Origin of the sequence: Variovorax sp. NFACC27 (genome assembly GCF_048301545.1) — a bacterium.
Lineage (GTDB): Bacteria > Pseudomonadota > Gammaproteobacteria > Burkholderiales > Burkholderiaceae_C > Variovorax > Variovorax gossypii.
This window is the reverse complement of record NZ_CP157613.1, coordinates 720,100-735,212: the sequence shown is the minus strand read 5'-3', so window position 1 is coordinate 735,212 and position 15,113 is coordinate 720,100. Positions and strand designations below refer to the sequence as shown.

Genomic DNA, 15,113 nt, shown 5'->3' with positions numbered 1-15,113 from the left:
GCTGAGGTAGCGTCAGCGGCCCTGCTGGCGCAGGGTCGCTTCGAGCGCGTCGATGAACATCGCCGGCACGTCGAAGCCGGTCTGCTCGGTGATTTCCTGGAAGCAGGTCGGGCTGGTCACGTTGATCTCGGTGACCGAGTCGCCGATCACGTCGAGCCCGATCAGCAGCAGCCCGCGCGGCGCCAGCGCGCGGCCCACGGTCTCGGCGATCTCGCGGTTGCGCTGGGTGAGCGGCTGCGCCACGCCCTTGCCGCCCGCGGCCAGGTTGCCGCGCACCTCGGTGCCCTGCGGAATGCGCGCAAGCACGAAGGGCGCAGGCTCGCCGGCAATGATGAGGATGCGCTTGTCGCCCTGCGAGATCTCGGGCACGAAGCGCTGCACCATGATGGTTTCCGCGCCGTCCTTGTTGAGCGTCTCGACGATGGAGCCGAGGTTCAGCGCATCCTGCTTCACGCGGAAGATGCCCATGCCGCCCATGCCGTCGAGCGGCTTCAGGATGATGTCGCCGTGCTCCGCGTGAAAGTCGCGCACGGCCTGCGCGCTGCGCGTCACCAGCGTGGGCGTGGTGAACTGCGGAAACTCCATGATCGCCAGCTTCTCGGGGTGGTCGCGCAGCGCGCGCGGCTTGTTCACCACGTGCGCGCCTTCCCGCTCGGCCTGCTCCAGCAGGTGCGTGGCGTAGATGTACTCGGCGTCGAAGGGCGGGTCCTTGCGCATGAGCACGGCGTCGAAGTCCTTCAACGCCTTGGCCTCGGTGATGTCGATGCGGTACCAGTCCTTCGCGTCGCCGGTCAGCGTGATCTGCTGCACCGTGGCCGTGACCACGCCGCCCGATTTCCACTGGATGTCCTGCGGCAGGCAGGCAGCAATGCGGTAACCGCGACGCTGCGCCTCGCGCATCATCGAGAAGGTCGTGTCCTTGTAGATCTTGAAGTGATCGAGCGGATCGGCGACGAAGAGGATGTTTTTCATCAGGCGTTCTTTCTTGCGTTGCCGGGGCGCGGCGGCCATTGGCATGGATATCGGGGCGCGATGTTGCCGGAAGCGGCGATGTCCTTGCCGGCGGGGGCTTTTTTCTCTTCAGCCCGCCGCGACCAGCCGGGCCGCGCAACGCGCATCGGGTGATTGTGCCGGGAGCTCGCGGGCGCAGGATTGTCAACAATCTGAGCCCCATAACGTCAACCATCCGGCACGAGAATTGCGTGCCTGCGACTGCGACAACTCCCGGAGAACCTCGTGGACACATCCTTTTCGCAGGGCGGCCCCGCGCTCGATCCCGCCGCCGTGGTCGACGAATTCCTGCGCCTGGTGATGATTCCGGACCCGCAGTCGGCCTCGCGCTTCACCGCGCCCGACATCCGCATCCGCTTCACCGGCAATCGCCCGATGCATGCGCCTGCCGACACCTCGGCCTTCAATGCAAAGCGCTATGCATGGGTGAAGAAGAAGATCGAGCGCACCGAAACGGTGGCCGGCGGCACGCCCGAGGAAACGGTGGTCTACAGCCTCGGCACGCTCTACGGCGCATGGCCCGACGGCACGGCCTTCGAGGGCAACCGCTATGTCGACCGCTACGTGGTGCGCCACGGCCTGATCGTGCAGATGGACGTCTGGAACGACAGCGCCGAATGGCTGCTGGTGCGCGCCGGCCTCGCGGTGCTGTGAGGCCACCGGCATGAGCACGCGCTGGCCCGACCGGCTGCCCACGCACGACCGCTTCGACTACCGGCCCATCACGCGGCGGCCCGACTACACCTGGCCGAACGGCGCGCGGCTGGCGGTGTACATCGGCTTCAACGTCGAGCACTTCGCCTTCGGGGACGGGCTGGGCGCGTGCATCGGCCCCGCCTCGCCGCAGCCAGACGTGCTCAACCACGGCTGGCGCGAGTACGGCAATCGCGTCGGCGCATGGCGCTGCCTCGAGCTGTTCGACGCGCTCGCGCTGCCGACCGGCGCGCTCGTCAACACAGCGCTGTACGACCACTGCCCCGAGCTAGTCCAGGCGCTGGTGGCACGCGGCGACGAACTGATCGGCCACGGCCACAGCAATGCGGAACGCCAGGGCGTGCTCGACGAGGAGCACGAGCGCGCGCTGCTGATGCGCTGCCGCGAGCGCATGCTGCGCGAAAGCGGACAGGCGCCGGCGGGCTGGCTTTCGCCGTGGATCTCCGAAAGCGCCCTCACGCCCGACCTGCTGGCCGAGACCGGCTACGGCTACACGCTCAACTGGTGCCACGACGACCAGCCGCTGCGCATGCGCACGCGCGGCGGCGGCTCGCTGTGGTCGGTGCCGTACCCGCAGGAGCTCAACGACATCCCGATGATCGTCGGCCGCCTGATGGACGCCAAGGACTTCAGCGCCATGGTGGTCGACAACTTCGAGGAAATGCTCGATCAGTCACGCGCGCAGCCGCTGGTGATGGGCGTGGCGCTGCATCCGTACATCGTGGGGCAGCCCTACCGGCTGAGACACCTGCGCACCGCGCTGGCGCGCCTGGCGCAGGCGCGGGACCGGGGCGATATCTGGTTCACCACGCCGGGGGCGATCGCCTCGCATGTGGGCGAGATCGAGAGGGAGCGGCCAGGGGAGTTCGGCTGAGCCGCGCACCCGACCTCAGATCTCGATCTTCGAGCCCAGCTCCACCACCGCGTTGTTCGGCAGCCCCAGGAAGGCGGCGGCCCCACTCGCGTTGTGGTGCATCTGCGCGAACAGCTTCTCGCGCCACGGCGCCATGCCGCTGCCCAGCGTGGGAATGACGACGTCGCGCGACAGGAAGTAGCTGGTGGTCATCTGCTCGAGCTGGCAGCCGCGCATGCGGGCGTTCTCGAGCGCGCGCGGCAGGTCGATGTCGTTCTTGAAGCCGTAGTGCACGATGATCTGCCAGCAGTGGTGGCCCAGCGCCTCGATCTCGATGCGCTTGTCCATCGGGATCCACGGCACCTCGTGGTTGCGCACGGTGACGAACATGTTCTGCTCGTGCAGCACCTTGTTGTGCTTGAGGTTGTGCAGCAGCGCATTCGGCACCACGCCCGGCTCGGCCGTGAGGAACACCGCCGTGCCGTCGACGCGCGCGGGCGGGCTCACGAACACCGAATCGAGAAACGACTTCAGGTCGATGGCGTCGGCGTGCTGCGCCTCGCCCATCAGGCGGCGGCCTTCCTTCCACGTGATCATCAGCGTGAAGACGAAGCCGCCGATCAGCAGCGGGAACCAGCCGCCCTCGAAGAGCTTGAGCAGGTTCGACGCGAAGAACAGGAAGTCGACGATGAAGAAAAGCGCGGTGGAGCCGATGCAAAGCGCCAGCGGCAGCTTCCACGCATAGCGGATCACGAAGAAGGTCAGCACCGTGGTGATCAGCATGTCGGTGGTCACGGCGATGCCGTAGGCCGCGGCCAGGCTGCTCGACGAGCGGAACATGACCACCGCCAGCACGATGGCCACGAACAGGCCCCAGTTGACCAGCGGAATGTAGATCTGCCCCGCCGTGCGCACGCTCGTGTGCTCGATGTTCAGGCGCGGCAGGTAGCCCAGCTGGATGACCTGTCGCGTGACGCTGAAGGCGCCGGTGATGAGGGCCTGCGACGCGATCACGGTAGCTGCAGTGGCCAGCAGCACCAGCGGAATGAGCGCCCATTCAGGCGCCATCATGAAGAACGGGTTCTTCACTGCCTCGGGGTTCTCCAGCAGCAGCGCGCCCTGGCCGAAGTAGTTGAGCGTGAGCGCCGGCATCACCACCGAGAACCACGCGATGCGGATCGGGCTCTTGCCGAAGTGGCCCAGGTCGGCGTACAGCGCCTCGGCGCCGGTCACGCACAGCACGGTGGCGCCAAGCAGGATGAAGCTGGTGCCCGGGTTGTCCCACATGAACTTCAGCGCGTAGAACGGGTTCAACGCCTTCAGGATCTCGGGGTGGTGCAGGATCTGCGACACGCCGAGCACGGCGATCGCGAGGAACCAGGTCAGCGTGATCGGCCCGAAGAACTTGCCGATGCCCGCGGTGCCGCGCTTCTGCACCACGAACAGGCAGAACAGCACGACCAGCGTGAGCGGAATGACGTAGTGCGTGAAGTGCGGCGACACCACTTCCAGGCCCTCGACCGCCGAGAGCACCGAGATGGCCGGGGTGATGACCCCGTCGCCGTAGAAGAGCGAGGTACCGAAGATACCGACCACCAGCAGCAGGTGGCGCAGCCTGGGCTTGTCGGCCACCGCGCGGGAGGCCAGCGCCAGCATGGCGACCAGGCCGCCCTCGCCTTCGTTGTCGGCGCGCAGCACGAGCACGACGTACTTGATGGACACGATGACCGTAAGCGTCCAGAAGAACATCGAGAGGATGCCGTAGACGTTCTCGACGGTGAAAGGCACGTGGCCGTGGCCGAACACTTCCTTGACGGCGTACAGCACGCTGGTGCCGATGTCGCCATAGACGACGCCGATGGCGCCGACGATCAGGCCGGCTGAGAGATTTTTGGGGGCTGACACGAGGTCGATGGGAAAAGGACAGGCTGCTGGAATCGACGCGTCAGTCAGGCACGCCGGGGTGCGAAAGGCGAACTTTAGTCCACCTTCTTGCCCTCCCGCCCTTTTGTTTCCGTTGCTGTGGGGCCGCTATTTTGCCGTTGCCCGCCGCCTAGGCAAGCCGCCCCCGGCAATCATTCGTAGATTTCGGCGTCCGGATCGGTCGCTTCCATCTCGTAGCTGGCGGCCACCATGGCCAGCCGGCCGACCACGCCGTACATGTAGAAGCGGTTGGGTGCACTGGCGCCAGGCTTGGCTCCCGGCTGTGGCAAGTGCGCACTTTCAGAAAAGGCCAGCGGCACGAAGCTCGCGCCCGGCAGCTTCAGGTTCTCGTCGGCGGCGCGCTCGGAATGCACGCGGTAGAAGCCCCCGACCACATAGCGGTCCATCATGTAGACCACCGGCTCGGCCACGCCGTTGTGCACACGCTCGTTGGTGAGCACGCCTTCCTGGACGATCAGCTCAGTGGGCTCGCGCAGGTCGCGGCCAGCACCCGTCCTGGCGGCGGGAGCAATGCTGGCGGCACCGGTACGCGGCCTGCCGATCAGCGCTTCGACGTCCTTGGCGTCACGAACCGTCACCACGCCCGGGCTGCCGCTTCCGCTGTGGCCGCCCTTGACGACGACGAAGGGCTTCTCGTTGATGCCGTATTCCTTGTACTTGCGGCGCACCTTGGTCAGCACCGCGTCCACATGGCTCGTGAGCACGTCGATGCCGCGGCCCTCGGCCACGTCCACGCCTTCGGCCCGTGCATAGATCGGGTTGATGAGCCACGGGTCGATGCCCAGCAGCTTGCCGAAGCGCTTGGACAGCTCCTCGTAGCTGTGCAGATGGTTGCTCTTGCGGCGCACCGACCAGCCCGCGTGAAGCGGCGGCAGCAGGTACTGCTCGTGCAAATCCTCGAGGATGCCGGGAGTTCCCGCCGAAAGTTCGTTGTTAAGAAGAATTGTGCAGGGATCGAAGTTCTTCAGCCCCAGCCGACGCTTGCTGCGCACGACCGGTTCGAGCGTCACGGTCTCGCCGTTCGGCAACTCGATCTTCTTGGGCGACTTGATGGCCGGATCGATCGACCCGATGCGCACATTGAGCCCCGCCATATGGAAGATGCGCACGAGTTGCGCGACGTTGGCGAGATAAAAGGTGTTCTTGGAGTGATTTTCCGGAATGACGAGCAGATTGCGTGCCTCCGGGCAGATCTTCTCGATGGCCGCCTGCGCTGCCTGCACCGCCAGCGGCAGCATTTCCTTGGTGAGGTTGTTCCAGCCGCCCGGAAAGAGGTTGGTGTCGACCGGCGCCAGCTTGAAGCCCGCGTTGCGGATGTCGACGGCGCTGTAGAACGGCGGGGTGTGCTCCATCCACTCGAGCCGGAACCAGCGCTCGATGGCGGGCATCGAGTCGAGCACCCGCTGCTCCAGTTCGTTGATCGGGCCGGTCAGGGCGGTGACTAGATGCGGAACCATGCGGCGGCCTTGTTGGTTTTGTGCTTAAAGGTGGAGCGGAATTCTAGGATTTGGGGATGTACGCCCCAATGACAAGGCCGCGCGCGGACGCATCGAACCCGGGCATCAGCTCCGGACTTCGCCCTGCCCCAGCACCACGTACTTGAGCGAGGTCAGTCCTTCGATGCCCACCGGGCCGCGCGCATGGAACTTGTCGGTGCTGATGCCGATTTCGGCACCCAGCCCGAACTCGAAGCCGTCCGCGAAGCGTGTGCTCGCATTGACCATCACGCTTGCCGAATCGACCTCGCGCAGGAAGCGCTGGGCATGCACATGGTCGCGCGTCACGATGGCGTCGGTGTGGTGGCTCGAGTAGCGGTTGATGTGGGCGATGGCCTCGTCCACGCCGGCCACCACCTTGATGCTGATGACCGCGGCGAGATATTCCTCGTACCAGTCGGACTCGACCGCGTCGGTGATCTTCGCCGCCGGGTTGGCAGCACCCAGCGCCTCGCTCTCGCGCAGGATGGCCGCGGCCGCCGGGTCGCAGCGCATTTCCACGCCCTTGGCGGCGAAGATGGCAGCGATCTCGGGCAGGAAGTCCTCGGCCACCGAGGCCGACACCAGCAGGCCCTCCGCGGCGTTGCAGGGGCTGTACTTCTGGGTCTTGGCGTTGTCGACGATGCGCAGCGCCATCTCGAACTCGGCCGTGTCGTCCACGTAGACATGGCAGTTGCCGTCCAGGTGCTTGATGACCGGCACCTTGGCATCGCGGCTGATGCGCTCGATCAGGCCCTTGCCGCCGCGCGGAATGATCACGTCGACGAATTCCGGCATGGCGATCAGCTGGCCGACGGCCTCGCGGTCGGTGGTCTGCACCAGCTGCACCGCCTCGACCGGCAGGCCGGCCTCGCCGAGCGCTTCGGATACCAGCAACGCCAGCGCCTTGTTCGATTCGATGGCTTCCGAGCCACCGCGCAGGATGGCCGCGTTGCCACTCTTGATGGCCAGGCTCGCGGCCTCGATGGTCACGTTGGGCCGGCTCTCGTAGATCATGCCGAAGACACCGATCGGCACACGCATCTGCCCCACGCGGATGCCGCTGGGCTGCTGCTTCATGCCGATGATCTCGCCAATGACATCGGCCATGCCCGCGAGTTGCTCGCAACCCTGGGCGACGGTCTCGATGACCTTGGGCGTGAGCTTCAGTCGGTCGACCATCGGGGCCGGCAGGCCGGCGGCGGTGGCGCGCTCCAGGTCCTTCTGGTTGGCGACGGCCAGCGCCGGGCCGGCTTCGCGCAGGCGGCGGGCCAGCGCTTTCAGCGCCTTGTTCTTGCTGGCCGCATCGGCGCGGGCCATGAGAAATGCGGCGGTCTTGGCTTGCAGACCCAGGGTCTGCATGTGTTCGCTTACGTTGAACGCGTTCATCGGGCTATTTTCCCACGCCGGCCCGCGGCCCGGCTGGCGCAGGCCTTTTGGCGGCTGGAGCCGTCAGCCGGACCGATGGGCTCAGGCGCGCCGCGGGGCGCCGCCTGCGCTGCTGCAAGCCCGGCACAGCATCAGCGCCAGCCGCTGCAGGGCCTGCCAGCCGCTGGCGGGCCAGTCGGGCTGCTTCAGCCCCTTCACGATGCCGTCCACCACGTGCGCAGCGCGCAGCAGGCGGGTCAGCATGCGGTCGTCCAGCCGGGGCAGCACGCGCTCGAAGGCGCGCTCGCGCGGTCCCCAGATGCGGTTCTCGCGCAGCGCCATGGGCAGCGGGCGACCCGAGGCCATGGCGTCCTTCACGCGCTTGAGGGCGCGGATGTCTTCGGCGATGGCGTAATGCACCAGCACCTCGGCCTCGCCCTCGGCCTGCAGGCCGTCGAGCATGCGCGCCACGCGCTGGGGGTTGCCGGCCAGCACCGCCTCGGACAGCTTGAACACGTCGTAGCGCGCCACGTTGTTGACCGCGCCCTCCACCTGCTCCCAGCTCAGTTCGCCGGCCGGATGCAGCAGCGCAAGCTTCTGGATCTCCTGGTGCGCAGCGAGCAGGTTGCCCTCCACGCGGTCGGCGAAGAACTGCAGCGTGCGCTGCCCCTCGTCGCCGGGCATCACGCGCTGGCCCTGCTGGCCCAGGCGCTGTGCGATCCATTGCGGCAGCACGTTGCGATCGATGGGGTCGACCTGGATGCTCGCGCCGTTGTTCTCCAGCGCAGAGAACCAGGCGCCGGTGCGCGTGGCCTTGTCCAGCCTGGGCAGCATCACCAGCGTGAGCGTGCTGTCGTTGCCGGGCGCCGATTCGGCCAGCTGCTGCAGGGCCGCGCTGCCGTCCTTTCCGGGCTTGCCCGAGGGAATGCGGATCTCGACGATCTGCTTGTCGGCGAACAGCGAAAGCGAGCCCCCGGCCGCGAGCACCGCGCTCCAGTCGAAGTGCGCGCCGGCCACGGTGTACGAGCTGCGCTCGGTGTAGCCCTGCGCGCGCGCGGCGGTACGGATGGCATCGGCCGCCTCCTGCGCGAGCAGCGGCTCGTCGCCGTGGATCGTGTAGAGCGGCTTCAGGCCCTTCTGCAGATGGGCCCCGAGCTGAGCGCTGGCAAGTTGCATGGAAAAGAAAGAGCCGGCCTCAGATTTCCTTGAGCGCCGCCAGCCGGCGCATCAGCTGCTGCGCAATGTCCGACTGCATGTCGCGGAACAGCAGGTCGGCTTCGCCTTCCTTGGCCAGCGCGTTGGTCTCGTTGAAGCTCAGGTCTCGCGTCTGCGAGACGTCGGTGGGCGGCAGCAGGTCCTTGCCGCCCGGCGTGCGCAGCTTGAAACGCACACGAAGCTGAAGCTGCAGCTCGCGCACCAGTCCAGCCGAGTTGGTCGAGATCACGATGCGGTTGCGATCCTCGCTCAGGATCTCGAGCACGACATCGGCCTTGGACGCGTCCTCGGCCGACATCACCGTCACGGAGCCCGCAGCCCGCAACTCGCGCCTGATCTGGTTGATCATGGCCGAGTTGCCCGACACCGACAGCGACTTGAACGCGAAGACGGGAGCCTTGCGCAGCTCGAAGCCGCAGCCGGCCAGGCCGAGCGAGGCACCGGCCGCCGTCAGCCCGAGAAGAAAGCCGCGGCGCGGCAGCGAGACATTGCGAGTGTTCATGCTTGCTTGGTTGATTGAGTCGTTCGTTCGGCGGTTCAGATGACCACGTTGACCAGGCGGCCCGGAACCACGATCACGCGCTTGGCGGACGCGCCCTCGGCGAAGGCCACGAAGTCGTCGCAGGCGAGCGCGAGCTTCTCGATCTCGTCCTTCGAGGCGCCGGCCGGCACGCTGAGCTTGCCGCGCAGCTTGCCGTTGACCTGCAGCATGAGCTCGATCTCGTCCTGCACCAGCGCGCTCACGTCGACCGTGGGCCAGGGCGCATCGAGCAGGCCGCCCATGTCCTTGTCGTAGCCGAGTTCGTTCCACAGCTGCTGCGCGATGTGCGGCGTAGCCGGGTACAGGCAGCGCAGCAGGATGCCGAAGCCTTCGCGCACCGCCGCCGCGTCGCCCGCGCTGCCGTCGGGCTTGAAGCCTTCCAGCGCGTTGAGCAGCTTCATCGCGCCCGACACCACCGTGTTGTATTGCATGCGCTGGTAGTCGTAGTCGACCTGGCGCAGCACGGTGTGCACCTCGCGGCGCAGCGCCTGGGCGTCCTTGCCGAAGGTCTGGCCGGCGATGGCCACCGGGGCCACGTCGGCCTGCGACACGCCGAAGTTCCATACGCGGCGCAGGAAGCGGTAGCTGCCTTCGACAGCCGCGTCGTTCCACTCGAGCGTGGCCTCGGGCGGCGCCGTGAACATGGTGTACAGGCGCGCGGTGTCGGCGCCGTACTTCTCGATCAGGTCCTGCGGGTCGACGCCGTTGCGTTCGCTCTTGCCCATCTTGCCGACGCCGCCGTATTCGACCTTCGTGCCGTCGGCGGTGGTGCCGCCGACGATGCGGCTCTGGGCGTCGAGCACGGGCGTGACTTCGGAGGGCGGGAAGTAGTCCTTGCCGCCCTTCTCGTTGCGCGAATAGAAGATGTGATTGAGCACCATGCCCTGCGTCAGCAGCTTGCTGAAGGGCTCGTCGGCCTTCACCAGGCCGAGGTCGCGCATCACCTTGGTCCAGAAGCGCGCGTACAGCAGGTGAAGAATGGCGTGCTCGATGCCGCCGATGTACTGGTCCATCGGCATCCAGTAGTCGGCGCCGCCGGCCACCATCGCCTCGTCGTTCTTCGGGTCGCAGTAGCGCATGAAGTACCACGACGAGTCGACGAAGGTGTCCATCGTGTCGGTCTCGCGCCGCGCGGGCTTGCCGCACACGGGGCAGACCACGCCGGCATGGAAGCCTTCGTGCTTGTTCAGCGGGTTGCCCGAGCCGTCGGGCACGCAGTCGGTGGGCAGCACCACCGGCAGGTCCTTCTCGGGCACCGGCACCGCACCGTGCTCTTCGCAATGGATGATCGGGATCGGCGTGCCCCAGTAGCGCTGGCGGCTCACGCCCCAGTCGCGCAGGCGCCAGGTGGTCTGCAGCTCGCCCAGGCCCTTCTGGCCCAGCGCATGCGCCACGGCGGCCACGGCCTCCTTGTAGGTCATGCCGCTGAAGTTGTCGGAATTGATGGTCACGCCGCGCTGCTTGTCGCCGTACCAGTCCTGCCACTTGTGATAGTCGAAGTGCGGCTCGTCGTCGACCAGCACCACCTGGATGATCTCGATGCCGTACTTGTTGGCGAAGGCGAAGTCGCGCTCGTCGTGCGCGGGCACGCCCATCACGGCGCCGTCGCCGTAGCCGATCAGCACGTAGTTGCCGACCCACACCGGCACCTGCTCCTCGGTGATCGGGTGCATCACGGTGAGGCCGGTGGGCACGCCCTTCTTCTCCTGCGTGGCGAGTTCGGCCTCAGTGGTGCCGCCGCTCTTGCACTCCTCGATGAAGGCCGCGACCTTCGGGTCGAGCGTGGCGGCATGCGCGGCCAGCGGGTGCTCGGGCGCCACGGCGCAGAAGGTCACGCCCATGATGGTGTCGGCGCGCGTGGTGAACACGTACATGCGGCCGTCCTGGATCAGCTTGCCGTCGGCGCCCTTGATGTCATGCGTGAAGGCGAAGCGCACGCCCTCGCTCTTGCCGATCCAGTTCTCCTGCATCAGCTTGACGCGCTCGGGCCAGCCCGGCAGCTTGTGCTGGGTGTGCTCGAGCAGCTCCTCGGCGTAGTCGCTGATCTTCAGGTAGTAGCCCGGGATCTCGCGGCGCTCGACCGTGGCGCCGGTGCGCCAGCCCTTGCCGTCGATCACCTGCTCGTTGGCCAGCACGGTCTGGTCGACCGGGTCCCAGTTGACGACCTGGGTCTTTCGGTAGGCAATGCCCTTCTCGAGCATCTTCAGGAACAGCCACTGGTTCCACTTGTAGTAGCTGGGATCGCAGGTGGCGATCTCGCGGCTCCAGTCGATGGCCAGGCCCATGGCCTGGAGCTGGCCCTTCATGTAGGCGATGTTCTCGTAGGTCCACTTGGCCGGCGGCACGCCGTTCTTCAGCGCGGCGTTCTCGGCCGGCAGGCCGAAGGCGTCCCAGCCCATGGGCATCAGCACGTTGTAGCCGCTCATGCGCAGGTAGCGCGTGAGCATGTCGTTGATCGTGTAGTTGCGCACGTGGCCCATGTGCAGCTTGCCGCTGGGGTACGGCAGCATCGAGCAGGCGTAGTACTTCTTGCGGCTCGCGTCCTCTGTGACGCGGTAGGCATCGGCGGCGCTCCATTGCGCCTGGGCAGCGGACTCGACGTCGCTGGGTTTGTAGCTGGGATTCATGGCGGTTCGGCAAGAGCCCGGCTCGGAGCGGCCGGGAACGCGGGATTATCGCGCCGGACTAGACTCACCCCCAGGCTGCGCGCACTTCGTGTCGCTGCGCCAACCCCCTACCGGGGGCAACACCTGCGGCCCGGCAAAGCCGGTTCCGCGGTGTTTCGCGAAAAATGCATGTCCATCTGTTACGCGACGCGGACGAAAAACACCATGAAACTGCGCCTGAAACACCTTGCCCTGGCCCTCGCGGCCGCCGCCGGCCTTGCCGCCACACCCCTCTGGGCCCAGCAGAACGACAAGCCCCTGCGCATCGTCGTGCCCTTCGCCACCGGGGGGGCGCAGGACGTCATCGCCCGCTACCTGGGCGCCAAGCTCACAGACAAGCTGGGCCAGCCGGTCATCATCGACAACAAGGCCGGTGCCGGCGGCATCGTGGCCGCCGACGCGGTGGCCAAGGCGACCGACGGAGCCACTGTGCTGCTGGCCACCGGCGGCGCGGTCACCATCGCGCCCCACCTGCAGGCCAAGCTCCCCTACGACCCGGTGCACGAGCTGGTACCGGTCGCCCTGGTCGCCGACACCCCCATGACGCTCTCCGTGCGCGCCGAAAGCCCCTACAAGACGGTGGCCGACGTGCTGCGCGACGCCAAGACCAAGCCCGGCCAGGTCACCTACGCCTCGACCGGCAACGGCACCGTCTCGCACCTGACCGGTGCGCTGCTGGCCCAGGCCAGCGGCGTGAACCTGCTGCATGTGCCCTACCGCGGCGCCGCGCCGGCTCTCACCGATCTGCTGGGCGGCCAGGTGGCGACCATCGTGACCAGCGTGGCCTCGATCGAGCCCATGGTCGCCAGCGGCAAGGCCCGCGTGCTCGGCACCTTCTCGCGCGCCGCGCTGCCCAGCATGGGCTCGGCCCCAACCATCGGCGACGCCACGGGCCTGCCGGGCATGGAAGTGCCGGTCTGGGTCGGCGTGATGGCGCCGGCGCGCATGCCGGCGGCGAGCATCGAGAAGCTGTCGGCGGCTCTGGTCGAGGTGTGCAACCTGCCGGAGACGAAGCAGCGCTTCGCCCAGCTGGGCGCAGTCAATACCTGCGGCGGCGCGGCGGCTCTGGGCAAGGTCGTGACGGAAGACAGCCAGCGCTGGGCCAAGGTCATCAAGCAAGGCGGAATCAAGGTTGACTGAGCCCGCGGGCCGCAAATACCGCGTCGGCATCGCGGGCGCCGGGGCGATCGCGCTGGCCAGCGCGGCCTGGCTGCGGCGGGCGGGCCACGGCGTCACCGTCTGGTCGCCCGGTGGCCGGGGCGCTGACGCGCTGCGCACGCAGCAGCTGGAAGCCGGAGGCATCGAGTCGTTTTCGGTGAGCGTCGAAGTCGCCGACGACGCGGCCGGGCTCTGCGCCAGCTCCGACCTGCTGCTGCTCGCCCTGCCAGTCAACGGCCACAGGCAGGTGATGGACGCGCTGCTGCCCTTCCTGCGCGACGGCCAGACGGTGATCGTCAGCTCGATGGCCTCGCTGTCTTCGCTCTATCTGCATGAAGCCGCGGTGCGCGCCGGCCGGCGGATCACCGTCGCCAGCTTCGGCACCACCGTGCTGACCGCGCGCCGCGAATCGGGCACGCAGGTCAAGGTGATGACGCGGCGCAAGGCGGTCGGTGTCTCCGCCCTGCCCGGCCCCCGGGTGAATGCAGCCGTCGCTCTGTGCACGGAGCTTTTCGGCGAGGGCTTTTCCGCGCAGGGCAGCGCGCTCGCCAGCGCCCTGGCCAACGTCAATCCGCAGTCGCACGGGCCGCTCGCGGTCTTCAACTGGACACGCATCGAGCGCGCCGAGAACTGGCCGCAGTACCACTGCATGACGCCCGGCGTGTCGCGCGCGATCGAGGCGCTCGATGCCGAGCGCCGCGCCGTGGCGGCCGCCTTCGGCATCGAAGTCGGTCCCATCGAGGCACATTTCGCCCGCTCCTTCGGCACCGAGTCGGAAAAGCTCGCCGACATCGCTGCCGAGCTGCACGCCAAGCGCGGCGGCCCGCCGGGCCCCACGCAGACCGACACCCGCTACGTGAGCGAGGACATGCCCTACGGCCTGGCCTTCGTCGAGGCGCTGGGCGCCATCGCCGGCGTGCCTACGCCCGCGACCCTCACCATCGTGGATGCGGCCTCGCTGGTCAACGGCACCGACTACCGCCGCGGGAACGACCTGATCGATCCTCTGGGCCTGGCGAACGAGACAGTCGCCGGCCTGCTCGCGCGCCTAGGCTGAGCCGTCGGCTTCCTCGGGGAACACCGGCTCCCCGAGGTTGAGCATCAGCCGGTTGGCCCAGGCGAAGATGGCCACCGAGTGGATCAGGTCGAGGATCTCCAGCTCGCCCAGCCCGACATCCTTCAGCTTGCGGATGTCCCCGGCCGTGACCTTGTCGGGCTCCGCGCCCAGGCGGATCGAGAACTCGACGATGGCCTTCTCGCGCTCCGTGGTGCCGGCGCCCGATGGCTCCTCGAACACCTGCGAGATCACGTCGTTGCGCTTGGCCAGCTGCTCGAAGCGCTGCGCGTGCACCGAGGCGCAGTACACGCAGCCGTTGACGCGCGATTCCACCGTGGCACCCAGCTCGCGCTCGGCGCGCGGCATGCCGCCCGGCGCGAACATGATCGCGTTGAAGGCGATGGAGCGCTGCAGCAATATCTCGGGCTGGTGCGCCAGCACGAGGAAGTAGGGCGAGGTGCGCGCCTGCGGGCTCATCTCGTCCAGCGCCGCCAGCTGCTCGGGCGTGGCGGTGTCGACGTTCACTGTGTCGAGCCACGGCTTCCACTTGAGCACTTCGTTGGTGAAGCCCTTGATGCGGATCGGGGCGCTCATGCCGACAACTCCAGCGCAGCCAACGCCTTCAGGCCCGCGGCGACGCGGATCTGGTACGAGAGGAAGGCGATCAGCTGGCTCATCGCCACGATGGCCGGCGTCGAAAGGCCGCTTTCGGCCAGCGACTGCACGGCAGCCCTGTCGCCTTCGATGGGCCGCTCGATCAGCTTGCCGGTGAAGGCGAGCACAGCCTGCAGGCGTGCGTCGGCCACGGGCTTGCCGGCGTCGACAGCCGAGACCACGGCGGCGTCGGCACCCTCGGCCGCGAGCCGGTCACGGTAGTGCACCGCCAGGCTGTCCGCCTTCGACACGCGGCAGGCATGCAGCGCCACCAGCAGCCGCTCGGTCACCGAGATGCCCTCGACGGAGGGGGAAAACATCGCGTCGTAGCTGCCCTGCGTGGCGGCGAGCACCTTTTCGCGCTGGCGCCGCAGCGCCCAGTTGGGCTGGTCCGGCGTCAGCGGGACGACGGCATCGATCACATCAGAAACGGGTGTGCTTGTCATGGTTCGGTTTC

13 protein-coding genes are annotated in these 15,113 nt (G+C 67.6%); 4 read left to right on the top strand and 9 right to left on the bottom strand.

Features of this window, described 5'->3' with window-relative positions:
• Nucleotides 1-12: 12 nt before the first annotated feature.
• The gene (gene gshB / locus ABL840_RS03365; RefSeq protein ID WP_093301572.1) at nucleotides 13-972 is read right to left on the bottom strand and encodes a glutathione synthase; all 960 of its coding nucleotides are present in this window, start codon (nucleotides 970-972) and stop codon (nucleotides 13-15) included.
• Between the two features lie 264 nt (nucleotides 973-1,236).
• On the opposite strand from gshB, the gene ABL840_RS03360 reads away from it, so the two are divergent.
• Complete coding sequence (locus ABL840_RS03360) at nucleotides 1,237-1,665, top strand: hypothetical protein (RefSeq protein ID WP_093301570.1); 429 nt, start codon at nucleotides 1,237-1,239, stop codon at nucleotides 1,663-1,665.
• 10 nt (nucleotides 1,666-1,675) lie between these two features.
• The gene (locus tag ABL840_RS03355; RefSeq protein WP_093301568.1) at nucleotides 1,676-2,599 is read left to right on the top strand and encodes a polysaccharide deacetylase family protein; all 924 of its coding nucleotides are present in this window, start codon (nucleotides 1,676-1,678) and stop codon (nucleotides 2,597-2,599) included.
• A 15-nt stretch (nucleotides 2,600-2,614) separates the two neighbouring features.
• On the opposite strand, the gene ABL840_RS03350 is transcribed toward ABL840_RS03355, so the two are convergent.
• From ABL840_RS03350 to leuS, 6 genes are all read right to left on the bottom strand, one after another.
• Nucleotides 2,615-4,483, bottom strand: coding sequence for a potassium transporter Kup (locus tag ABL840_RS03350; protein WP_093203818.1), 1,869 nt, complete (start codon nucleotides 4,481-4,483; stop codon nucleotides 2,615-2,617).
• A gap of 170 nt (nucleotides 4,484-4,653) precedes the next feature.
• Nucleotides 4,654-5,979, bottom strand: coding sequence for a glutamate--cysteine ligase (gene gshA / locus ABL840_RS03345; protein WP_093301566.1), 1,326 nt, complete (start codon nucleotides 5,977-5,979; stop codon nucleotides 4,654-4,656).
• 105 nt (nucleotides 5,980-6,084) lie between these two features.
• Nucleotides 6,085-7,386, bottom strand: coding sequence for a glutamate-5-semialdehyde dehydrogenase (locus tag ABL840_RS03340; protein ID WP_093301564.1), 1,302 nt, complete (start codon nucleotides 7,384-7,386; stop codon nucleotides 6,085-6,087).
• Between the two features lie 81 nt (nucleotides 7,387-7,467).
• Nucleotides 7,468-8,541 (bottom strand): DNA polymerase III subunit delta, encoded by a 1,074-nt coding sequence (gene holA, locus ABL840_RS03335; protein ID WP_093301563.1) that lies wholly within the window; start codon nucleotides 8,539-8,541, stop codon nucleotides 7,468-7,470.
• A 19-nt stretch (nucleotides 8,542-8,560) separates the two neighbouring features.
• Nucleotides 8,561-9,082 carry an LPS assembly lipoprotein LptE gene (lptE, locus tag ABL840_RS03330; RefSeq protein ID WP_093301561.1) on the bottom strand — a complete coding sequence of 174 codons (522 nt, stop codon included), beginning with the start codon at nucleotides 9,080-9,082 and terminating at the stop codon, nucleotides 8,561-8,563.
• Nucleotides 9,083-9,117: 35 nt separating this feature from the next.
• Entirely contained in the window at nucleotides 9,118-11,748 is a 2,631-nt protein-coding gene (leuS, locus tag ABL840_RS03325; RefSeq protein ID WP_093301560.1) for a leucine--tRNA ligase, read from the bottom strand.
• A gap of 204 nt (nucleotides 11,749-11,952) precedes the next feature.
• On the opposite strand from leuS, the gene ABL840_RS03320 reads away from it, so the two are divergent.
• On the top strand, nucleotides 11,953-12,927 hold the full coding sequence (locus ABL840_RS03320) for a Bug family tripartite tricarboxylate transporter substrate binding protein (RefSeq protein WP_093301558.1): 975 nt from the start codon (nucleotides 11,953-11,955) through the stop codon (nucleotides 12,925-12,927).
• Complete coding sequence (locus tag ABL840_RS03315) at nucleotides 12,920-14,002, top strand: NAD/NADP octopine/nopaline dehydrogenase family protein (RefSeq protein ID WP_093301556.1); 1,083 nt, start codon at nucleotides 12,920-12,922, stop codon at nucleotides 14,000-14,002. The genes ABL840_RS03320 and ABL840_RS03315 overlap by 8 nt, the downstream gene beginning before the upstream one ends.
• Here the strand turns inward: ABL840_RS03315 and ABL840_RS03310 are convergent.
• A complete protein-coding gene (locus ABL840_RS03310) occupies nucleotides 13,994-14,596 on the bottom strand; it encodes a peroxidase-related enzyme (protein ID WP_093301554.1) in 603 nt (200 codons plus the stop codon). The genes ABL840_RS03315 and ABL840_RS03310 overlap by 9 nt on opposite strands.
• A complete protein-coding gene (locus tag ABL840_RS03305; protein WP_093301553.1) occupies nucleotides 14,593-15,102 on the bottom strand; it encodes a CMD domain-containing protein in 510 nt (169 codons plus the stop codon). The genes ABL840_RS03310 and ABL840_RS03305 overlap by 4 nt, the downstream gene beginning before the upstream one ends.
• Nucleotides 15,103-15,113: the final 11 nt, after the last annotated feature.